The sequence below is a fragment of the Aeromonas genomosp. paramedia genome (genome assembly GCF_023093515.1).
Classification (GTDB): domain Bacteria; phylum Pseudomonadota; class Gammaproteobacteria; order Enterobacterales; family Aeromonadaceae; genus Aeromonas.
This window is the reverse complement of sequence record NZ_JAAROG010000031.1, coordinates 23,892-45,203: the sequence shown is the minus strand read 5'-3', so window position 1 is coordinate 45,203 and position 21,312 is coordinate 23,892. Positions and strand designations below refer to the sequence as shown.

Annotated in this window: 17 protein-coding genes and 1 pseudogene; 10 read left to right on the top strand and 8 right to left on the bottom strand. The window is 62.6% G+C overall.

Going from position 1 to position 21,312, the window contains the following annotated elements; translation table 11 throughout:
- Nucleotides 1-56: 56 nt before the first annotated feature.
- On the top strand, nucleotides 57-1,511 hold the full coding sequence (gene viaA, locus HB860_RS20840; RefSeq protein WP_247627829.1) for an ATPase RavA stimulator ViaA: 1,455 nt from the start codon (nucleotides 57-59) through the stop codon (nucleotides 1,509-1,511).
- Between the two features lie 24 nt (nucleotides 1,512-1,535).
- On the opposite strand, the gene HB860_RS22250 is transcribed toward viaA, so the two are convergent.
- Nucleotides 1,536-2,474 (bottom strand): sensor domain-containing diguanylate cyclase, encoded by a 939-nt coding sequence (locus HB860_RS22250; protein ID WP_348773053.1) that lies wholly within the window; start codon nucleotides 2,472-2,474, stop codon nucleotides 1,536-1,538.
- Between the two features lie 254 nt (nucleotides 2,475-2,728).
- Between HB860_RS22250 and HB860_RS20825 the strand changes: the two genes are divergently transcribed.
- The 4 genes from HB860_RS20825 to HB860_RS20810 all read left to right on the top strand — a co-directional run bounded on the left by HB860_RS20825 (nucleotide 2,729) and on the right by HB860_RS20810 (nucleotide 7,474).
- Entirely contained in the window at nucleotides 2,729-4,603 is a 1,875-nt protein-coding gene (locus HB860_RS20825) for a GGDEF domain-containing protein (RefSeq protein ID WP_247627828.1), read from the top strand.
- Between the two features lie 250 nt (nucleotides 4,604-4,853).
- Entirely contained in the window at nucleotides 4,854-6,443 is a 1,590-nt protein-coding gene (gene prfC, locus HB860_RS20820) for a peptide chain release factor 3 (RefSeq protein ID WP_139439693.1), read from the top strand.
- A 160-nt stretch (nucleotides 6,444-6,603) separates the two neighbouring features.
- Nucleotides 6,604-6,942, top strand: coding sequence for a nuclear transport factor 2 family protein (locus tag HB860_RS20815; RefSeq protein WP_247627827.1), 339 nt, complete (start codon nucleotides 6,604-6,606; stop codon nucleotides 6,940-6,942).
- Nucleotides 6,943-7,030: 88 nt separating this feature from the next.
- Entirely contained in the window at nucleotides 7,031-7,474 is a 444-nt protein-coding gene (locus HB860_RS20810) for a GNAT family N-acetyltransferase (RefSeq protein WP_247627826.1), read from the top strand.
- A 93-nt stretch (nucleotides 7,475-7,567) separates the two neighbouring features.
- Here the strand turns inward: HB860_RS20810 and HB860_RS20805 are convergent, their stop codons facing one another.
- Nucleotides 7,568-8,488, bottom strand: a complete 921-nt coding sequence (locus tag HB860_RS20805; RefSeq protein ID WP_247627825.1) for a MarR family transcriptional regulator — start codon at nucleotides 8,486-8,488, stop codon at nucleotides 7,568-7,570.
- A gap of 330 nt (nucleotides 8,489-8,818) precedes the next feature.
- Nucleotides 8,819-9,856, bottom strand: coding sequence for an alkene reductase (locus tag HB860_RS20800; RefSeq protein WP_247627824.1), 1,038 nt, complete (start codon nucleotides 9,854-9,856; stop codon nucleotides 8,819-8,821).
- Nucleotides 9,857-10,020: 164 nt separating this feature from the next.
- Here HB860_RS20800 and HB860_RS20795 point away from each other — a divergent pair, with 164 nt between their 5' ends.
- Together HB860_RS20795 and HB860_RS20790 are read left to right on the top strand one after the other, a co-directional pair.
- Nucleotides 10,021-10,593 carry a TetR/AcrR family transcriptional regulator gene (locus tag HB860_RS20795; protein ID WP_247627823.1) on the top strand — a complete coding sequence of 191 codons (573 nt, stop codon included), beginning with the start codon at nucleotides 10,021-10,023 and terminating at the stop codon, nucleotides 10,591-10,593.
- Nucleotides 10,594-10,689: 96 nt separating this feature from the next.
- Nucleotides 10,690-12,102 carry a DUF2252 domain-containing protein gene (locus tag HB860_RS20790; protein ID WP_247627822.1) on the top strand — a complete coding sequence of 471 codons (1,413 nt, stop codon included), beginning with the start codon at nucleotides 10,690-10,692 and terminating at the stop codon, nucleotides 12,100-12,102.
- Nucleotides 12,103-12,357: 255 nt separating this feature from the next.
- Here the strand turns inward: HB860_RS20790 and HB860_RS20785 are convergent, their stop codons facing one another.
- Both HB860_RS20785 and HB860_RS20780 read right to left on the bottom strand, forming a co-directional pair.
- Entirely contained in the window at nucleotides 12,358-12,693 is a 336-nt protein-coding gene (locus HB860_RS20785) for an endonuclease domain-containing protein (protein WP_247627821.1), read from the bottom strand.
- Between the two features lie 345 nt (nucleotides 12,694-13,038).
- Nucleotides 13,039-13,950, bottom strand: a complete 912-nt coding sequence (locus HB860_RS20780; protein WP_247627820.1) for a LysR family transcriptional regulator — start codon at nucleotides 13,948-13,950, stop codon at nucleotides 13,039-13,041.
- 146 nt (nucleotides 13,951-14,096) lie between these two features.
- Between HB860_RS20780 and aguA the strand changes: the two genes are divergently transcribed.
- Both aguA and HB860_RS20770 read left to right on the top strand, forming a co-directional pair.
- The gene (gene aguA, locus HB860_RS20775; protein WP_247627819.1) at nucleotides 14,097-15,194 is read left to right on the top strand and encodes an agmatine deiminase; all 1,098 of its coding nucleotides are present in this window, start codon (nucleotides 14,097-14,099) and stop codon (nucleotides 15,192-15,194) included.
- 256 nt (nucleotides 15,195-15,450) lie between these two features.
- Nucleotides 15,451-17,154, top strand: a complete 1,704-nt coding sequence (locus tag HB860_RS20770) for an amidase (RefSeq protein WP_247627818.1) — start codon at nucleotides 15,451-15,453, stop codon at nucleotides 17,152-17,154.
- Between the two features lie 156 nt (nucleotides 17,155-17,310).
- On the opposite strand, the gene HB860_RS20765 is transcribed toward HB860_RS20770, so the two are convergent.
- Nucleotides 17,311-18,141: a hypothetical protein gene (locus HB860_RS20765; RefSeq protein ID WP_247627817.1), complete on the bottom strand. Its 831-nt coding sequence runs from the start codon at nucleotides 18,139-18,141 to the stop codon at nucleotides 17,311-17,313.
- A gap of 759 nt (nucleotides 18,142-18,900) precedes the next feature.
- On the opposite strand from HB860_RS20765, the pseudogene HB860_RS22405 reads away from it, so the two are divergent.
- Nucleotides 18,901-18,993: pseudogene (locus HB860_RS22405) on the top strand (subclass B2 metallo-beta-lactamase); the annotation flags it as partial.
- Between the two features lie 195 nt (nucleotides 18,994-19,188).
- Here the strand turns inward: HB860_RS22405 and HB860_RS20755 are convergent.
- The gene (locus HB860_RS20755) at nucleotides 19,189-19,584 is read right to left on the bottom strand and encodes a hypothetical protein (RefSeq protein WP_247627815.1); all 396 of its coding nucleotides are present in this window, start codon (nucleotides 19,582-19,584) and stop codon (nucleotides 19,189-19,191) included.
- Nucleotides 19,585-19,789: 205 nt separating this feature from the next.
- On the bottom strand, nucleotides 19,790-21,115 hold the full coding sequence (locus HB860_RS20750; protein ID WP_247627814.1) for a ferredoxin reductase family protein: 1,326 nt from the start codon (nucleotides 21,113-21,115) through the stop codon (nucleotides 19,790-19,792).
- Between the last annotated feature and the right edge of the window lie 197 nt (nucleotides 21,116-21,312).

Below are 21,312 nucleotides of genomic sequence, written 5' to 3'. Positions count from 1 at the left end.
GGCCGCCTGCCGCACCGGCAGCATGGCGCCGTGCATCCCTTGCCTAGGGAGTGCCCATGCTAGAGATCGGCATGATGGATCTGGGGCTCCTCATCGGTGAGGGGGAGCTGGCGGGGGAGATGGCGCTGCTACTGGCGTCCACCCCCAAGATCTCCGAATTCCTCAAGCGCTCCCCGCTGCAGGGCAAGCTGCTGAAAAAACGCATCCAGAGCTGGAGCGAGCAGCTCGGCGAGGAGATGCGCCACAAGCCGGTGCCGGTGGCGCTGGAGCAGGAGTACCTGCTCTATCAGGCCCACAGATTGCTGTCCCTGCCCGAGCTGGTGGGGCGGCTGCCGGCCCTGCTTGAGGCGCTGGAGCAGCACAGTCCCTTCGCCGGGGATGCCCGCAGCCTGGTGCGCCAGATAGTGGCCCAGCCGACCGAGGGGCTGCGTCAGCTGTTCGTGGAGAAGTGGCGGGCCAGCCTGGTGGGCAGCCTGCTGCAGTTGCAGCAGCAGATCGCCGAGGCGGAGCGGGAGAAGCAGCGCCAGGAGATAGAAGATCAGCTGCTGGCGAACCGGACCCTGGCCGATGCCCTGGATCCGCACCAGATCTCCGCAGGGGGGCTCTGGGATCTGGCCCAGGGCAGCTGGCACAAGCGCAGCCTGGTGCTGGTGCAGCAATATGCCCGCATGTTGCAGCGCGAACCCCTGCTGGGGGAGATAGCGGCCCTGCTGGGGCGCAGCGAGCGGGATCGGCGAACCGACGCCAGGACGTTGCCCCCCGTGCCCATGCACGAGCTGGAAGAGGTGCAGACCGACGACGTGCCTGACGATCTGGTGGGGGTGCACCCGGCCAGCGATCTGATGCGCCTCTTGCCGAGCGAGGCGGTGATGCTGGCCCTGCCGGAGCTGGAGCTGGAGTTCTATCGCCGCTATCTGGAGCGGCGCCTGCTGAGCTATCAGTCGCGGGGCACCTTGCCGCGCCAGCGCCTGATGCAGCGCTCCCCGGAGCAGGGCGGGCAGGAGGTGCAGCCGCGGGGCCCCTTCATCGTCTGCGTCGATACCTCGGGCTCCATGGGGGGTTATCCGGAGGAGTGCGCCAAGGCGCTCTTCCTGGCCCTGCTCAAGCTGGCGATGGACGAGAAGCGGGGCTGCTATCTAATGTTATTTTCTACCGAGGTGGCGACCCTGGAGATCACCGCCGACACCGGGCTGGACAAGGCGGAGCGCTTCCTCTCCATGAGTTTCCACGGCGGCACCGATCTGGTGCCCTGCCTCGAGCAGGCGCTGATGCAGCTGGAGCAACCGGATTTTGCCAGGGCGGACGTGCTGGTGATCTCCGACTTCATCGCCCAGAGCCTGCCCCATGCCCTGCTCGATCGGATGAACCGGCGGCGAACACAGCAGACCCGCTTCCACGCCGTCGCCATGTCCAGGCATGCCAAGTCGGCCATATTGCGGGTGTTCGACAACAGCTGGCTGCTGGACTGCGGTCTGCGGGGCCGCCTGCTCAGGCGCTGGCAACGCGGCTAGGGGCGGGCTGGCGCCGCTCCGGTGTCAGATGTCGGCCCTGTGGTAGAGGCCCCGTTCGCTGACCTGATCCTGATCCAGCAGCGGCTGGCCGCTCGGCCTGGCGATATAGAATCCCCGCTTGCCACTGCGCTTGACCCTGTACATGGCCTGATCGGCCCGGGCCAGCGCCGTGCTGAAATCATCCTGTGGCCGAATGGCCGCTATCCCCATGCTCATGCCCACGGCCGCCTCCCCATTGGGCAGCTCGAACGGGGTGGTAATGGTGTCGACACATTGACGGGCCAGGTGGCTGGTGCGGGGATCCTCGCTCGGCCAGGGCAGCAGCAGCACGAACTCATCCCCCCCGAGCCGACCCAGCCTGACCTCCTCGCCGCAGCAGTGACGCAGCCGCTGGCTGAGGGCCACCAGCAGCTCGTCCCCGGCGCGGTGGCCCAGGTTGTCGTTCACCTGCTTGAAGTCATCGAGATCGATAAAGCAGATCGCCTGATATTCCTGCGGAAACTGGCGGTGCAGGGCGGTGCGATTGAGCAGGCCGGTGAGGGGATCCCGGTGGGCGAGCTGGGCCAGCTGCTGCTCGTACTCCTTCTCGTGGGTGATGTCGATGTGGGTGCCCATCACCCGGATGGGGTTGCCCTGGGCATCCCGCTCCACCACCCGGCCGCGATCCAGCACCCAGGTGATCTTGCCGTCCTTGGCGATCATCCGGTGCATCACCTGATAGAAGGGGCTTTTGCCCTCCAGGTGGTCGAAGAAGGCCTGCAGCACCCGCTCCCTGTCTTCCGGGTGCAGGTGCTCGCGCCAGATGTCGAAGTGGGCAGACAGCTCCTTGGGCTGATAGCCGAGCATGGATCCCCAGCGCCGGTTGAAGATGATGAGCTTGCCGGTGGGCACATGGTTCTGCCAGATGCACAGACCGGTGCCGTCCATGGCGGCATCCAGCTTCTCCCGTGCGTCATCCGCGATGCGTTTGAGGCGCTAGTTCTCCAGCAACAACCTGTCGTAAGCCTCCCGCAGCTCCTCGTAGGTCATTCATCATCCCTTCCCTTGTGTCAGTTCGCTTATAGTCGATGCAGACTTTCCTTCTGTAAAGAATGAGATAGCAGGAGTGAGCGCTGACAGGGCAATGCATGCCGTGGCTGTGCGCCCATGGCAAGGAGGGATATGATTGAGGCGGCGGGCACGGCGTCCGGGCCATCGAACGGGGAGACTGAATCAGCATGAAGATCCTGATGGGCGTTAGCCTGCTGTTATGGCTGGGAGTGACACCCGCCTTCGCGGTGTCTCCCCGGCTGACCGAGCCCGCGCTCTCCCGGGAGTTGCAGCAGCTGGAGGATGATACCCCGCCCCTGCAGGTGTTTCGCGACCGTGTCGCCGCCCTGGTTGCCCATGTCGATGCCTATCCGCCGGAGGTGCAGGGTCGCATCGCCCGGTTGCAGTGCTGGGCCCAGCCGAGCGAGCGGGACGAGGAGTTCCTGCGTGCCGTGCAGTTTGCCGATCGGGCGCTGGCAGAGGTGAAGAGCCGCAAGGACAGGGTCACCGAGAGCGGTCTGCTCGCCTGTCGCGGTTATCATCAGCAGTTGCTCGGCAACATGGACGAGGCGCGGCAGGATTACGACGCCGCCCTGACCCTGGCGCGCAGGCTGGGGGATGAGCGGCAACGGGCCGACATCCTCAACCTGCGGGGGGAGATGTACTCCTACCAGGGGGAGCTGGCCGAAGGGCTGATGGAGCTTATCGATGCCCATCGCCGCTACGAGGCCCTGGGGTTGGAGAACAAGGGGCGGGAGGTGCTGGCCAGGATCGCCAATGCCTATCGCCGGATGGGGCTCTTCGAGCGGGCCGAGGGCTACTTCCAGGAGCTGGAGCACGACTACCGGACGCTGGGGGATCAGGAGCGGCTGGTGGATATCCACACCCAGCAGGGGCTGCTCTATGTGGACACGGGCGAGTACGACAAGGCGCTGCCCCTGATGGTGGAGGCCGAGCGCTACTATGAGGCGCAGCGGCAGGACGGTGTGCTGGCCTGGAGCAGGATAGAGCTGGCCACCATCTTGCTCAGGCAGGGCAAGACGGCGCAGGCCATGGCCAAGCTGGAGCAGGCCGCCACCTTGCTGCAGCAGGGGGAGGGGGCGGACAGCGTGACTCTGGGCCACTGGCACATCGTCATGGCCACCGCGCTGGATGCCATGGGCAAGCCGGCCGAGGCGCTGCGGCACCTGGACGAGGCCGAGCCGATTTTTGCCCGGGAGCAGAACCTGCGCTTCCTCGCCTGGGTGCACGAGGTGCGCGCCCGGGTGCTGGAGCATCAGGGGCGGATCGGGGAGGCCCTGGCCAGCCTCAAGGCCTTCGTGCAGACCCGCCATGCACTGGATCAGCGGCTGCGGGAGCAGCGGGCCCTGCAGATGCGCTTCGAGTTCGATCTGGCGCGCAAGGAGCTGGAGAACCAGACCCTCAGATCCCAGCAACAGCTGCAGGCGGAGAAGCTCAAGCAGCTGCAGGAGCGGCGCTACTGGCAATATCTGGTGGTGGCCCTGTCGCTGCTGGTCATGGGAATACTGGTGCTCCACCAGCGCAGCCGTACCCGCAAGATGCAGCACCTCGCCATGACCGATGAACTGACCGGCATCCACAACCGGCGCCAGATCCAGGCCAAGGGGCGCAAATGGTTCGCCCAGGCGCGCGAGAGCGGCAAGCCCCTGTGCGTGCTGCTGCTGGACATAGATCACTTCAAGAAGGTCAACGACCAGCTCGGCCACCAGGTGGGGGATCAGGTGCTGACCGCGGTGGCCCAGTGCATCGAGGAGCAGGTACGCAGCCTGGACAGGGTGGGGCGCAACGGCGGCGAGGAGTTTCTGGTGCTGCTGCCGGACACCGGTCTGGAGGAGGCGGCCGAGGTGGCGGAGCGGGTCAGGATTGCCGTCTCCCGCCTCGTCATCGAGGGGGTGCCTGAGGATCATCCCATCCACGTCAGCATAGGCTGTGCCGAGTACAAGGCAGAGGATGACAATCTCGGGGAGCTGATACGCCGGGCCGACGAGGCCATGTACGGCGCCAAGCTGGCGGGGCGCAACCGGGTGGTGAAGGCGGCCTGATCCCGAACCGCCCTCCAGCCCCTCATGCCGGGCTGGGTATTTTTCACTCGCGCGGGTATAATGTCGCGCAATTTTGCTTTGACTCAGGCGAGAAGGCCCATGTAACGCAGCGCTCCTCCTTTTTCCACCGGCGGGTTCCATGACCCGGCTGCGTGGCGTCGTTGTCTGCATGGGAGCCCTGATCCCAAGGTGCTGTCCCGCATTTATTCCCACGGTGGCTCCAGGCCGCCGCTCAATAGAAGAACGTCGAATTATGTCAGCTGAATTTCTGAGTGAAGTCTCCAAGAGACGCACTTTTGCGATCATCTCGCACCCGGATGCGGGTAAAACCACCATCACCGAAAAAGTCCTGCTGTTCGGACAGGCCATCCAGCGCGCCGGTACCGTCAAGGGCCGTGGCTCGGGTCAGCACGCCAAATCCGACTGGATGGAGATGGAGAAGCAGCGCGGCATCTCCATCACCACCTCAGTGATGCAGTTCCCCTATGCGGACTGCCTGGTCAACCTGCTCGACACCCCGGGTCACGAGGACTTCTCCGAAGATACCTACCGTACCCTCACCGCGGTCGACTGCTGCCTGATGGTCATCGACGCCGCCAAGGGGGTCGAAGATCGGACCCGCAAGCTGATGGAAGTGACCCGGCTGCGCGATACCCCCATCCTCACCTTCATGAACAAGCTGGACCGCGAAGTGCGCGATCCCATGGAAGTGATGGACGAGGTGGAGCGCGAGCTGAAGATCATGTGCGCTCCCATCACCTGGCCCATCGGCTGCGGCAAGTCCTTCAAGGGGGTCTACCACCTCTACAAGGACGAGACCTATCTGTATCAGACCGGTCAGGGCCACACCATCCAGGAGAAGCGGGTGGTCAAGGGGCTGAACAACCCGGAGCTGGACGCCGCCATAGGTGAAGATCTGGCCGCCCAGCTGCGCGGCGAACTGGAGCTGGTGCAGGGCGCCTCTCCCGAGTTCGATCACGAGGCCTTCATCGCCGGCGAGATGACCCCTGTCTTCTTCGGGACTGCGCTGGGTAACTTCGGTGTCGACCACATGCTGGATGGCCTGACCGACTGGGCGCCGTCTCCCATGCCGCGCAAGGCCGAGAGCCGCGAAGTGGTGGCCACCGAGGAGAAGTTCTCCGGCTTCGTGTTCAAGATCCAGGCGAACATGGACCCGAAACACCGGGACCGTATCGCCTTTATGCGCATCGTCTCCGGCACCTACTCCAAGGGCATGAAGATGCGCCACGTGCGCATCGGCAAGGACGTGAACATCTCCGACGCCGTCACCTTCATGGCCGGTGACCGGGAGCAGGCGGTCGAAGCCTGCGCCGGTGACATCATAGGGCTGCACAACCACGGCACCATCCAGATCGGCGACACCTTCACCCAGGGTGAGGATCTCAAGTTCACCGGCATCCCGAACTTCGCCCCCGAACTGTTCCGCCGCATCCGCCTGCGCGACCCCCTCAAGCAGAAGCAGCTGCTCAAGGGGCTGGTGCAGCTCTCCGAAGAGGGCGCGGTGCAGGTGTTCCGTCCGCTCATCAGCAACGATCTCATCGTCGGTGCGGTCGGTGTGCTGCAGTTCGATGTGGTGGTGTCCCGCCTGAAGAGCGAGTACAACGTCGAAGCCATCTACGAGGCGGTCAACGTCTCCACCGCCCGCTGGGTGGAAGGGACCGACGTCAAGAAGTTCGAGGAGTTCAAGCGCAAGAACGAGGTCAACCTGGCCCTGGATGGCGGTGACAACCTCACCTACATAGCCCCGACCATGGTCAACCTGCGCCTGGCCCAGGAGCGTCACCCCGACGTGGCGTTCCGCCAGACCCGCGAGCACTGATCACCCCGCCCGCGCCCTGCGGGTGGCTGATGGCAAGAGAGACCCCGCTTCGGCGGGGTCTTTTATTATGTGCGCTGTCGGGAGGCTACCCCCATTCGGGGCTTGATGTGTGAATAAAAAGCGCTGATAAGTGATTTGAATTTCATTTATGGAGATAGACATGTCCGTCACCCAACCCGTAGAGGCGCAGTTTGCCGCCTACAATGCCCACGACATCGACGCCTTCCTTGCCTGCTTCGCCGAGGATTTCAAAGGCTATCGCATGCCGACCGAGACCCCGAGCACAGTCGGCAAGGGGGCGCTTCGGAGCTTCTATGCCGAGCACAGATTCAACAACCCGGCCTTGCGGGCCGAGCTGCTTTCCAGAACCCTGCTCGGCAACAAGGTGTTCGATCACGAGCTGATTTATGGCCTCTCCCCTGAGCCCATCGAGAGCGTGGCGGTGTTCGAGGTGAAGGACGGCCTTATCCAGACCGCCTGGTTCTATTTCCCTTCTTGATACGAATATCTAACTATTTCTCCATACGGCGCCAATATATGGTTCCTCTGGTCATGGGATGTCGGAAAAACTGCAATAAGGACATTGAATGCACATTATCCAGGCCACCCCGGATCATCTTGAAGAAATCAGTTGCCTGTTTGATGCCTATCGGCAGTTTTATGGGCAGGCGCCGGATCAGAGTGCCACAACCGGGTTTATTGCCGAGCGCCTCGATGCTGCCGATTCAGTCATCTTTCTTGCTCGCAATGAGATGGGTGAAAGCATCGGTTTTACCCAGCTTTACCCGGCATTCTCATCCGTTGCCATGAAGCGGATGTGGTACCTCAACGATCTCTTTGTCATCGAGTCAGCCCGCCAGCAGGGAGTGGCGCGAGCCCTGTTAAAACGGGTGGCAAGTCTTGCCAAAGAGACAGATGCGCTGACTGTAAAGCTGGCCACAGCCGTATCCAATCATCCTGCCAAATCGCTCTACGAATCAGAGGGATATCAGAAGGTCATCGCCTTTGATCACTACACCCAACGGGTTTAGGTGAGGCAGAGGGCACCGTTCATAGGCAACTTGTTTGCTCCCTTCTCCCCTCGCGGGAGAAGGGCTGGGGATGAGGGGGATAGGAACTCACATTTACTCTGCCGGCATCAGCGCCAGCACCATGCAGATCTCGCAGGCGTCGTGGCCGGTACAGCCGAGGGGGCCAGGCAGGTGCTCGAAGCCCAGCGACTCGTAGAGGCTGGTGGCCTCGCGCAGATCGGCCGTGGTCTCCAGATAGCAGCGCAGGTATCCGAGGTTGCGTGCCTCGGCCAGGGCCTGCAGCACCAGCCGCCGCCCCAGCCCCAGGCCGCGCAGGGCGGGCAGGAAGTACATCTTCTGCAGCTCGCAGGTTCCGGTTTCCCCCGCCAGGGGGGCTATGCCACCCCCGCCGAGAATGGCGCCGTCCTGCCCCTCAATCACCCAATATCGGCTCTGCTCCCCCTGATAGGTCTCATGGAGGAAGTCGAGATTGGGGTCCGCCACCCCGTAGCCCTTGTCGGCGGTGAGGCCGTATTCGGCGGAGACGGCCCGGATCACGGCGGCGATGGCGGCATTGTCCTCGGGGGCTATGGGCCTGATGCGATAGCCCTGCTGGCGGCGGGCGCGGGAGAGGGCGCTGCGATAGAGGCGCATGCCCTCCCAGAGCCGCTCGCGCTCCTCGGGGGCGAGCTGGGCCAGGGTTTCGGCCATGGCCTCGTCCATCTGCCGGTGCAGTTCCTCAAGCTGTGTCTTGCCCTGTCCGGTGAGGCTAGCCTGCTTGCTGCGCCCGTCCGAGGGGTGCGGCTGCCAGGTGATCAGCTCCCGCTCGGCGAGGCGGGCCAGGGGGCGGCTGGCATTGGATTTGTCGATGCGCAGCCGCTCGGCAAGCTGCTGATTGGTGGCGGGGCCATTCTCCAGCTCGATGAGCAGGTGGGCCTCCAGGGGGCTCAGGGCCAGGGAGCCGCACTGCTGGGAGAGCATGCCGAGTTCGCGTACCAGTTCCCGTGAGAGGGCGCGCAGGGGGCGGGGATCCATCTTGTGAGTGTCCTTCTGGTTGTTACCTGCAACCAATATAGCCAACTGGTTGTTGGTGGCAACCATTTTTCAGGGGCAGAAGGCGGGCACAAAAAAGGGCCCGGGAGAGGGGCCCAAACATTGGAAACCCGCGCCAGGGCGCGGATCCCATCCTTGGTCAGGAACAAGCTGGCCGGGCAACGGCGGCCCGGCCTGTGGATGACTCGGGCTGGCGGCTTGCACCAGCTCGGCTGGTGCCGGCCACGGCGCTGCCTCAGGGGACGGCGCGGGTTATACCACTTCCATCGGCATGGTGCCGGTCACGGCGCTGTCTCGGGGGGGCGGCGCGGTTTATACCAATTCCGCCAGCATGGTGTCGGCATAGGGGGTCAGAGTCTCCCCCTGCTTCACCTTGGCGAGGTAGTCCGGGTTGGCGATAAGGGGGCGGCCGATGGCGACGAGGTCGAAGCGGTCGGCACGGATCGCCTCGGCGGCACTCTCTGCCGTGTAGTTGCCAACCCCCACCAGGTGGCCGTCGTAGTGGGCGCGCAGGTAGTCGGAGGCGCGGCCATCCAGGTAGTCGAAGGTGAGGCTGTCATCGAAGATGCCGAGGTGCACATAGGCCAGGGCGCGCTGGTTCAGCTCCGCCAGCAGGTAATCGAACACGGCGCGATCCCGCGCATCCCCTTCCAGGTGCACATAGGCGCCGGGGGAGAGACGCAGGCCCACCCGCTCGCTGCCGATGCGGGCGTTGATGGCGTCCACCACCTCCAGGGCGAAGCGGCTCATGTTCTCCGGGGTCTGGCCGTACTGGTCGGTGCGCAGGTTGCTGGAGTGGTGCAGGAACTGATCGATGAGGTAGCCGTTGGCACCGTGGATCTCCACCCCGTCAAAACCCGCCTCGATGGCGTTGGCGGCGGCCTGGGCGTAATCCTCGACCAGCTGGGCAATGTCGCTCTCGGTCAGGGCGCAGGGCACCTGATACACCAGCTCGCGCATGCGCGGCACCGTGCCCTCATGGGCGACCGCGGACGGAGCCAGCACCTCGCCCTGATGGAAGAAGGGGTGGGAGAGACGGCCCACGTGCCACAGCTGGGCGAAGATCTTGCCCCCCTTGGCGTGCACGGCGGCGGTAACCTGTTTCCAGCCGGCGATCTGCTCAGGGCTGTAGATGCCGGGGGTGTTGGGATAGCCCTGGCCGTCCGGGCGAATGATGGTGGCTTCGGAGATGATGAGGCCTATGTCGGCGCGGCGGCCATAGTAGGCGGCCATCTGCGCGGTCGGCACCAGTCCCGGGCCCGCCATGCAACGGGTGAGGGGAGCCATCATGAAACGATTCGCGAGGGTGAGGGTGCCGTTGAGGCGGTAAGGTTGAAACAGGGTATCCATGCAGAGCGTCCTCGGGGGTGATTCTTGAATGGGCATTCAAGACGTTTTTTGGTTTGTACGCAAGTCTTTTTTGAGCAAGCATTCAACATGGATTGGTCTTGCCTGCTGGGGTAAACTTGCCGCCCTGTTCCCCGGTACGCCGGGCCCTTGCCAGCGGAGATCCCATGCGCAGTGCCGAATTTGATCGGGACCTTGTCCTGCGAAGCGCCATGGAGGCGTTTCGTGCCAGAGGCTATGCCAAGACCACCATGCAGGATCTGGTGGCGGCGACCGGGCTGCACCCGGGCAGTCTCTATGCCGCCTTTGGCAACAAGCGTGGGCTGCTGCTGGAGGCGGTCGATCACTATGTGCAGGAGAAGGGCGCCCTGCGCCGTCGCTGCTTCGATCAGCCGAGCCCGCTGGCCGGGCTGAAGGCCTACTTCACCCAGCTGGTGGACGATGCCCTGCAGGGCTCCTGCCTGCTGACCCGCACTCTGATGGAGCTGGCGGAGCAGGACGAAGAGCTGCACCTGCGCTTCAAGGTCATCTATGGCGAGCTGGAAAGCGACCTGGCGCAGTTGCTGCATCAGGCCAGCGAGCGGAGGGAGCTGGCCCCCGGGGGGGACATTCCCACCCTGACCGCCTTCTTGCAGGTCAACATCCAGGGGCTGGTGACCTTCGCCCAGTGTCACCCAGACCGCGCCCTGCTGAGAGGCGTCGTCGACCAACTGATGGCGGCCCTGACCCCTCGCCGCTGAATCCCGGCCCTCTGGGCCTATATTTGTCCCCGGTGCTTGCCCCTGCCCGCCCCCTCTTCCATCTTGATGGTGAGGATATCGGCAGGAGGAAAGAGAATGACCAGGAAGGCAACGTCTCGGACGATACTGGCGCACTTCACCACGCCACAGCTCTCCATCGCGCAGCGGTTCGCCGCCGGCAAGGCCCTGCGGGAACAGTTTCCTCGCGAAGCTCACTCCTGGCTGCCGCCCGCGCCCTATGACAGGGATCCCATCGCCGTGCTCAAGGCCCAGGCCACCACTCGCTTGAAGCAGCTGGTGCCGGTGCGCCATGCCAGGATGCAGGAGTCCCCCTTCGCCTTCCTGCGCGGGGCGGCCGCCATCATGGCGGGGGATCTCGTCGCCACCCCCCACTCCGGCCTCATGGTCCAGGCCTGTGGTGACATGCATGTCGCCAATATCGGCCTCTACGCGAGCGCCGAGCGCAACCTAGTGCTGGCCATCAACGACTTCGATGAGACCCACCTCGGCCCCTGGGAGTGGGATCTCAAGCGCCTGGCCGCCAGCGCCCTGGTGGCGGCCGAATACCTGGGGGCCGACGCCGCCCGCCAGCGGGAGGCGGCTAGGATGATAGCGACCGGTTACCGCACCAAGCTGCGGGAATACGGCAAGATGGGCTTTATGAGGGTCTGGTACGATCACATCGAACAGGCCTCGGTGCTCGACGCCTTCTCCGTCGATGCCCACAGGCGGGTCAAGGCCACCTTCGCCAAGGCCCGGGGTCGCAACCACCTGCAGGTGCTCGGCAAGATGACGGATCTGGTGGACGATCAGCACAGGATCCGCGAACTTCACCCCTTCGTCATTCGCGAAACCCACACCGAGGACGGGGAGCCCGTCTATGAGGTGCTCGGCGAGTTGCTGGAGGCCTATCTCGCCTCCCTGCCGGAGGACAGGCGTATCCTGCTGCGCCGCTACCGGGTCGTGGACGTGGCCCGCAAGGTGGTGGGGGTGGGCAGCGTGGGCACCCGTTGCTGGGTGATCCTGCTGACCGGCGCCGACGATGAGGATCCCCTCTTCCTGCAGGTCAAAGAGGCGCAACCCTCGGTGCTGGCCCCCTATTTCGCCTCGGAAGACGACAGCGGCAACCAGGGGCGGCGGGTGGTGCGGGGGCAGCGGATGATCCAGGGATCGCCGGACATCTTCCTCGGCTGGTGCGAGCTTCGGGGCCGCCACTTCTACGTGCGCCAGCTGCGGGACATGAAGGGGGGCATCGACATCACCCCCGGCATGGTCAAGCCCCGCCACTTTGTCGAGTATTGCCAGCTGTGTGGCTGGGCCCTGGCGCTGGCCCATGCCAAGTCGGGGGATGCGGCCCAGATCGCCGGCTACCTCGGCAAGTCGGAGGTGATGGATGAGGCCATCGCCGACTTTGCCGTGGCCTATGGTCAGCGCACCCGGGAAGATCACGCCCTGTTGCTGGCCGCCATCGCCCGCGGGGAGCTGCCGGTCGCCTCAGAGGCGAGGTGAGCGCTTCCCCTCACCCTGACCCTCTCCCGGAGGGAGAGGGAACCGATCGAGGAGCCGGTAGAGGCGAGGCTCGAAATGGGCTGTAGTGCCAAAGTGCTGGAATCTTGGAGTCTTGGAGTCTTGGAGTCTTGGAGTCTTGGAGCTTTGAAGCTTTCTTGCCTTGGCGTGTCGGCTGCCACGATTTATCCTCAGGCCGCCGATCCGCTCCCTTCTCCCCTTGCGGGAGAAGGGTTGGGGATGAGGGGGGGGATCTAGTCACTGCAATGACAATCTGATAAACGCCAGCACCCCATCCATCCGCCCCAGCACCTCGTTATTCCACACCCTGATCACCCGAAACCCTTCGTCATTGAGATAGGCCGTTCTGGTCTCATCCTGTTGTTGACCTTCCGGCTGGCTATGTTGCGAGCCGTCGACCTCGATCACCAGCCGCTGTTCCAGGCAGATGAAGTCCACTATGTAGGGCCCGACAGGAAACTGGCGGCGGAACTTGAGCCCCTCAAACCGGCGATTGCGAAGCTGGAACCAGAGCCTCTGTTCGGCCAGGGTCGCTTCGGTACGTAGGTGTTTGGCGAAAGAATGGGTCTTCATCACATACCTGCGGTGCTGTTTGAACCTAATAGGTATAGCCATCCGCCAGTCCGCTCACCCGCTGGTCATAGCGGCCCTCACCCTGGCCCTCTCCCAGAGGGAGAGGGAACCGATCGGGGAATCCTTGAAAGTGAAGATCACAAGGGGCCTCTAGTGCCAACACATTGAAGCCCTGGCATTTTGGGTCTTTGTCGCTTTGTCGCTTTGTCGCGTTGTCGCCTTGTGCCTTGTTGCTTTGTCGTGTCGGCTGTCCCGATTCTTTCTATTTAACACCGATCTGCTCCCTTCTCCCCTTGTGGGAGAAGGGCTGGGGATGAGGGGGAGGAGCTGCCAGACGCAGCGGGCTCAAACCGGGCTCACCAACTCTTTCATCAGCTCTTTCAACCAGATCAACGCCGGCTGCTGCGCATGGACCGGGTGCCAGACGCAGTTGAGATGATAATCGGGCACGTCTTCGGGCAGGGGCAGGCTTTTCAGCGGCCAGTGGGTGGCGAGCAGCTCGGCCACCATGCTCGGCAGCACCAGCAGGTGGTCGCTCTGGCTGACGATGGCGGCGGCGGACATATAGCTCTGGCTGTTGACCGAGATGGTGCGGCTGTGTCCCAGGCTCTGCAAATAGCGGTCGAGGCTCGCCTCCGAGGTGCCGAGCGGCGAGTGGAACACGTGGGGCATCTCGATAAGCTGCTCGAGGGTGATGCGCTCCTCCTCCAGCTCCAGGGTGGCGCGCACCAGCCCGGCCAGGGGCTCGGTGAGCCAGGTCTCCTTGCCCAGATACCCCGGCACCTGCATGTACTCGTCAAACCCCAGCACCAGATCGATCTCGCCGCTCGCCAGCTCCGCCTCCGGCAAGGTGTCGCGCAGTATGCGGATCTCGATGGTGACCCCGGGCGCCAGCTTCCTGAGGCGCTGGATGAGCGGCGGGATCAGCACGCACTCCACGTAGTCCGTGGTGCAGAGCACGAAGCGGCGCTTCGACTGGCGCGGCTCGAACAGTTCCTCCTCGCTGAGCTGCTGCTCCAGCAGCCGCAGCACCTGCTGCACCCCCAGATGCAGCCGCTGGGCCCGTGGGGTCGGCAGCATCCCCTGGGGCGTGCGCACCAGCAGCGGATCGTCAAAGAAGGCCCGCAGGCGATTGAGGGCATGGCTCATGGCGGGCTGGCTGATAAAGAGCGACTCGGCGGCGCGGGTCACACTCCCTTGTGTCATCAGGGCGTCAAGGGCGAGCAGCAGATTGAGGTCGAGCTGGTGCAGTTTCATGGGGGGATTATTCGCCGTGTTTATGGGACAATCCATCCTATTCATTTGATGGATGGGCACGCAACTTCTTACACTGCGACCCACTGTTATTTTTCCAGGGTTCCCAGGTAAATCGGGGGGCCTCAATCCATGCAAGGAGCCTTGCGATGAGCATCAAGACCATCAACTCCATTCCGGCCGCCGACGGCTTCACCATGCCCGCCGAGTGGGCGCACCAGCAGGCCGTCTGGATGATCTGGCCGTTCCGCCCGGACAACTGGCGCGTTGCCGGTCGCTTCGCGCAGGCCACCTTCGCCAAGGTGGCGGATGCAATCGGGCAAGCCACCCCGGTCTTTATGGGGGTGCCGGCCCAGTTTATGGAGCAGGCCCGCGCCATCATGCCCGCCCACGTCACCCTGGTAGAGATGGCCAGCGATGACTGCTGGGCCCGCGACACAGGCCCGACCGTGGTCACCAACGCCGCTGGCGAGTGCCGCGGGGTGGATTGGGGCTTCAACGCCTGGGGCGGTCACAAGGGCGGTCTCTACTACCCCTGGGATCAGGATGAAAAGGTGGCGGCCCAGATGCTGGAGCTGCACGGCATGGATCGCTACGCCGCGCCGCTCATTCTGGAAGGGGGCTCCATCCATGTGGACGGTGAAGGCACCTGCATGACCACGGCCGAGTGCCTGCTCAACGAAAACCGCAACCCGCACCTGAGCAAAGCGCAGATCGAAGCGCACCTGCGTGACTACCTGGGGGTGAAGAGCTTTATCTGGCTGGACGAAGGCGTCTACATGGACGAGACCGACGGCCACATCGACAACATGTGCTGCTTCGTGCGCCCGGGTGAAGTGGCCCTGCACTGGACCGACGATGAGACTGATCCCCAGTACGCCCGCTCCCTGGCCGCCCTCCAGGTGCTGGAAGCGGCGGTGGACGCCAAGGGTCGCAAGCTGAAAATCTGGAAGCTGCCCCAGCCGGGCCCGCTCTACTGCACCGAGGAGGAGTCCGCCGGCGTCGAGAGCGGCAGCGGTGTGCCGCGCGAGGCAGAAGGCCGTCTGGCCGGCTCCTACGTGAACTTCCTTATCACCAACGATCGCATCGTCTACCCGCTGCTGGATGCCGCCACCGACGGCGAAGCCCAGCGCATTCTGGAAGAGATCTTCCCGGATCACACCGTGGTTGGCGTGCCGGCCCGCGAGATCCTGCTGGGCGGTGGCAATATCCACTGCATTACCCAGCAGATCCCTTCCGGCCAGTAAGAACCGGATGACGATCCTGCTGCGAGGCCGTGATCAAGGCTTATGTGCTGCTCGGAATCCTCATGTATTCACATACACTCCGGTTCCTGCTCTGCTCTTCACCTTGCTGACGGCCTCTCGCGACGGGTCGTAAACCGGTTCCGGTGAGTATTAAAAACCCCACGCCGTGGGGTTTTATCTCTTGATAGTGTGATGGTCGCAGGCGCCGATGCGGCGATCATCATGACAAACAGTCACCCTTTTACAGGAGATCAACATGATCGAAGTGACCGAAGTTTCCATTGCCGAGCTGCGCGATGCGCTCGAAGCAGGGCGCACCACAGCGGTCGAACTGGTCGAGGCCTATCTGGCCCGGATCGAGGCCTACAACGGCCCCGAGACTGCAACCAAACTCAACGCCGTGGTGGTCGCCAATCCCGATGCGCTGAAAGAGGCGCAAGATTCCGATGCGCGCCGCGCCCGTGGCGAAACCCTGGGGCCGCTCGACGGCATCCCCTACACCGCCAAGGACAGCTATCTGGTCAAGGGGCTGACTGCCGCCTCCGGCAGCCCGGCCTTCAAGGATCTGGTGGCCCAGCGCGATGCCTTTACCGTTGAGCGGCTGCGCGCCGCCGGTGCCATCTGCCTTGGCAAGACCAATATGCCCCCCATGGCCAATGGCGGCATGCAGCGCGGCGTCTATGGCCGTGCCGAGAGCCCCTACAACGCGGAGTATCTCACCGCGCCCTTTGCCTCCGGCTCCTCCAACGGTGCCGGTACCGCCACCGCGGCCAGCTTCTCCGCCTTTGGTCTGGCGGAAGAGACCTGGTCGAGCGGCCGGGGCCCGGCTTCCAACAACGGCCTCTGCGCCTATACCCCATCCCGTGGCGTCATCTCGGTGCGCGGCAACTGGCCCCTGACCCCGACCATGGATGTGGTGGTGCCCTATGCCCGCACCATGGCCGATCTGCTGGAAGTGCTGGACGTAGTAGTCGCCGACGATGCCGAGACTCGCGGTGATCTCTGGCGCATGCAGCCCTGGGTGCAACTGCCGAAGGCCTCCGAAGTGCGTCCGGCTTCCTACCTTGAGCTGGCCGCCAAGCCCGACGCCCTCAAGGGCAAGCGCCTCGGCGTGCCGCGCATGTTTATCAACAAGGATGAACTGGCGGGTACCAGCGAACACCCCGGCATCGGCGGTCCAACTGGCCAGCGCATCCATACCCGCGACTCCGTGATCGCTCTGTGGGAGCAAGCCCGTCAGGCGCTGGAAGCCGCTGGCGCCGAAGTCATCGAAGTGGACTTCCCCCTGGTCTCCAATTGCGAAGGGGACAGACCTGGCGCGCCCACCGTGTTCAATCGCGGCATAGTGTCGCCTGAGTTTCTCAACGACGAGCTGTGGGAGCTCTCCGGCTGGGCGTTCGACGACTTCCTGCGCGCCAACGGCGATCCCAAGTTGAACAAGCTGGCCGATGTGGATGGCCCCCAGATCTTCCCCCACGATCCGGGCACCCTGCCGAACCGCGAGGGCGATCTGGCGGCGGGCATGGACGAGTACGTCAATATGGCCAAGCGCGGCCTGAAATCCTGGGACGAGATTGCATCGGTGCCGGACGGCCTGCGCGGTCTGGAGCAGACCCGCAAGCTGGACTTGGAGGACTGGATGGACGGGCTCAAGCTCGACGCCGTGCTGTTCCCCACCGTCGCCGACGTGGGCCCGGCCGATGCGGATGTGAATCCGGCTTCCGCCGATATCGCCTGGAGCAACGGCATCTGGGTCGCCAACGGCAACCTCGCCATTCGCCATCTCGGCGTGCCGACCGTCACCGTCCCCATGGGGGTGATGGCCGATATCGGTATGCCGGTGGGCCTGACCTTCGCCGGTCGCGCCTATGACGACAACAACCTGCTGCGCGTCGCCTCGGCCTTCGAGTCCACCGGCAGCAAGCGGATGGTGCCGCCACGGACACCGCCGTTGGGGTGAATATTCCGGATTGATTCGGTGATAAATCAAACAAAGCCGCTCGTATAATATGGGCGGTTTATATTTTAATAGATGACGCGACGTTTCATTCTGAAATATCTCCTCGGAAAATTAATGCAATACGAAATAATATGTTTTAATCTTATAGTTAATGTTCTAATCGGCATGAGATTTTTTCCTTAAGACCATATGGATTGTTGATAGGTAAAAATAAAACATCCAGCTTAACCATATTACAGCATCGTAATCTGTTTTTTGTCTGTCATTATGATGCCTTATTCCAAAATTGTTGGCGGTATTAAATATGTCTTTCTCATCTTTCGTTGTAAGATGCTCTTGTAACTGAGGTTTTAAATACTCCAAGACATCGGCTAGGTCTCGTACTGCCTGGCGTCTATTATCTATGCTTGCGCCATGTTTGCGAAAACTAGTTGTCGCCGCATTTATTCTACTTATTATGTTTTTGTCTTGGGATGGAATTTCTGCAGAGAATATCGCTTCGAAGCCCTTCTCAGGTATATGGAGCACCTCTCCACTCTCTGTTAGTTCAAATTTCACTCTATAGTGACCAAGCACAGTGTTTATTTTTTCTTTAAATTCAATTTGACCATCTCCTTTATTAAATTTTTCCCAATGCATCCCACATTCACCCCATGAATGCATTACTCCATCAATTGGTTTTGAAACCTTTTGGTAGAGGTATTCTATGACATCTAGAAGATCGTCCTCGCTATATGTTCTGCAATATAATTCAACTGGCCATAAATGCTTTTTTCTGACTGACAGTAGGATGTCTAGCTCGACATCTTTTATATTTCCTGTCATTGGTCCTGCATCGACACAGCTAAACCCAAAGGCCTCATCGAAGTAACCTTCCGACATAAATTGATTGAAAACTCTAACAAATAGTTCAACTATATCCTGTAGTTCAAGTCCATTAATACTTGGATTGACTCCAATTCTTTGAGAGTAAAAGACATGAGACATTTAACGCACCCACATAATTAATATTTGGATCATTATAAAGCTTACAATGATTTATCTGAAGCTCATCAGGGCCGCAGGTTCGAATCGCGAGGCGTATTCGGACGATTGCGAAAGGGAGGTTACCGAGAGGCCGCTGATATCCGTAGTTTCCTGCCGGTCTTGCCATGGACTCTGTGCGCGGCGGTATGCGGACGATGACGCTGCGCTAATCGACCCTACATTTTGTGGCTTATTGTTACCTCCCCTCATCCCCAACCCTTCTCCCGCAAGGGGAGAAGGGGGCAAATATGCGCCTCTGATTTGGCTGGCAACCGGGCTTGGAACTGGCACGGGCCATCCCCTCTCCTTCGGGAGAGGGTTAGGGTGAGGGGCCGCTATCTGTGTTGTAGGTTCGAATAGCGAAGCGTATTCGGACAATCGCGAGCAGGTAGTGGCCGAGAAGCTGCGGACATCCAGAGTTTCCTGTCGGTCTTGTCATGACCCGGTGCACGGCGGTATGCGGACGATTACGCTGCGCTAATCGTCCCTACATCAAGGCGGTGATTGCATGAGGTGAGCCTTTGCCTCTCTCCACTCCCCGCGCTGCCAATTGCCATGTTTGTCGTGGTTCGCTGCTGATTTCTCCGACTTTCCCCAGACTTCACCTTGGCTTCACACAACCTCATTTTCCCCTCACATATCCCCCCTATCTTCTGTCCACTGATAAATGGGTCCGCTTGCCACAGGGTGGCGAGGGACCAGAGAGAGGGGAGCAAGACGATGAAATCCTGGATCAAATACGGGCTGGCCGGGGCCTTGATACTGGTGGCGAGCTTCTGGGGCGGCAGCGTGCGGGCGGAGCAGATGCCCCTTGGCCCGGATGACGCAGTGCCGGGGCAGATAGCCGCCCAAGCTGCGGCGCTCCCGACGGGTGCCCATTTCCAGCCTCTGGGGGCTCTGCCATCGGTTGTTGCCGGGCGTGGCACTTGAGGGTGTTGATACCAGCCTTTTAACCAGGCCGGTCTGGTGACGGTGCGGCACATGGCGAATCAACACAGGCCGGGTGGCCTACTGCGCCTGATATTGGGCATCCAGCCAGGCGATGGCCGCTTGAGGATCGTTGAATGCCTGGATATGGTCCGGGTGGGTGAGGGACAGGCAGGAGAGGGCGATGTGGTGGAGCACCTTGGCCGAATAGAGAGAGGCGATGGCCACCAGATTCTTCTGGGCAAGCCACGCATAGGTATCCTGCAGATGGGGCAGGGCGGATAGCACCACCCCCTGATGCTGACGATGGTCCACCAGGGCGCAGAAACGCTTACCGTCCAGGCTGTTCACCACCCGCTTTATCTGTGCAATCCACGCCAGCATCCCCTCTTCATTGAAAGGGCCGATCAGCTCGCAGGTGACCAGGTGTTCCTGCACATTGAAGATGAACTCACCGTGCTTTTTATCAAAGGACATACAACATTCTTATCCATGACCAGGGGCGGCAGATAATGCTTATTCATTCCGTCTGCATCAATACCCGAATGAGGGGTGCTGTCCTTGTTCGAGGTTTTATGGTCGCAAGTCAGAGGCTGCGAGCGAGGTGCATCTGATCAAAAAGGGCCTCCCCGGGGAGGCCCTTTTTGATCATGCCCTTGAACCTATGGGCTTTATCTGGAGGCTAGCGAAAGCGAAACAGCTCCCGGTGCAGCGGGGTGGCCAGGTGGGCATCCAGGTTCTGGGCCATGGGCTCGGGGCCGCAGAACCACACCGGGGTGTGCTGACGCTCACCCAGGGCGGCCAGATCCAGTCGGCCGCGCTCGGATTCCAGGTGCAACCGGTAGTCGACCCCGGCTCGGCGGCACAGCTCGGCCAGATGAACGTGATAGGGGGCGGCCTCGGCGCTGGGGGCGCATTGCAGCAAGGTGGTGCCGGGGCGTGTCTCGCCACTGCGTACGAGGGCCTCCAGCCAGGCGACGAAGGGGGTGATGCCGATGCCGGCACCTACCCAGAGCGCGGGGGCCGGATCTGGCAGGGCGAAGGCGCCATAGGGGCCGGTCACGATGACCGCATCGCCGACCTTGAGGTGGCGGTGCAGCCAGCGGGTGTGATCCCCGAGGGCGCGCACCGCCAGGGTCAGGGTGCGGCAGTCTGCCGAGACATCGACCAGGGTGTAGGGGTGAGGTTCGCCGCGCCCGGCGAAGTCGAAGAAGGCGAACTGTCCGGGGCGATAGCCGTGCAGGGGAGAGTCCAGGGCGACCCGGATCTCCAGGGTGCGTTCATCCAGAGGGGTGAGGGTGCTGACCCTTCCCTGGTGGCGCGCGTCCCGGCCCACCCGGCCAAACAGGGAGTAGAGCGCCCCAAGAGCGCCCACCCCGCCACCGATGAGCAGGGTCAGGCCGACCGGGGTCAGGGCGCCGATGCGCGGCAGCAGGCAGAGTCCGTGCAGCCAGCCCATCAGATAGATGACCGGGGCCAGCCGGTGGACCACCCTGAAGCGCTCGTAGCGCACCACCGCAAGCAGGCTCACCACCACCAGGGCCAGCAGCAGATAGAAACCCCACTCCCCCAGGGTATTGCCGAGGCTGTGCCAGAGGGCATCGTTGCCAGCACCAGCACCAGCACCAGCACCAGCACCAGCACCAGCACCAGCACCGCGGCGCGCCGGTCGGGTCAGCCAGTCGGCGGTGACGGCCCACTTGGGGGCCTCCACCAGCAGCCAGTGGGCCATCAGGGTGCCGGTGGCCCAGAGGGCGCTGCTGCGATGCAGGTGCAACATGCGATCCAGCCCGCCGCACCAGGCCTCTAGCCTCGGCAGGCGCAGGGCGAGCAGCAAAGAGAGTGTCATGGCGCCGAGGCCGAGCAGGCCGGTCAGGATCAGCAGCTCATGGCGCCAGGGCCAGAAGCTGGCGGGCCACTGGGTGAGGCTTGCGAGCCAGAGCAGGGTGAGAGTCAGGGGCAGGGCCCAGACGAGGGATGCGGGTTTCATGATGTCCTCCTTGTCCATGCCTCCATTGCACGCCCCCTTTGTGGCAAGAGTGTGCCCCTTTACTACCTCTTTTGTAGCAGATTGTGGCAAGGGGTCGCCGGGTCAGAGGAAGGGGGCAGAGCAGGAGGGCGCAGGAAGGAGCACGGTTGAAGAACCGAAGCCAGCCCTTCATCCGAACCAGGATAGTGAGAAAGCGGAGGGCCCGCATGGCCGAG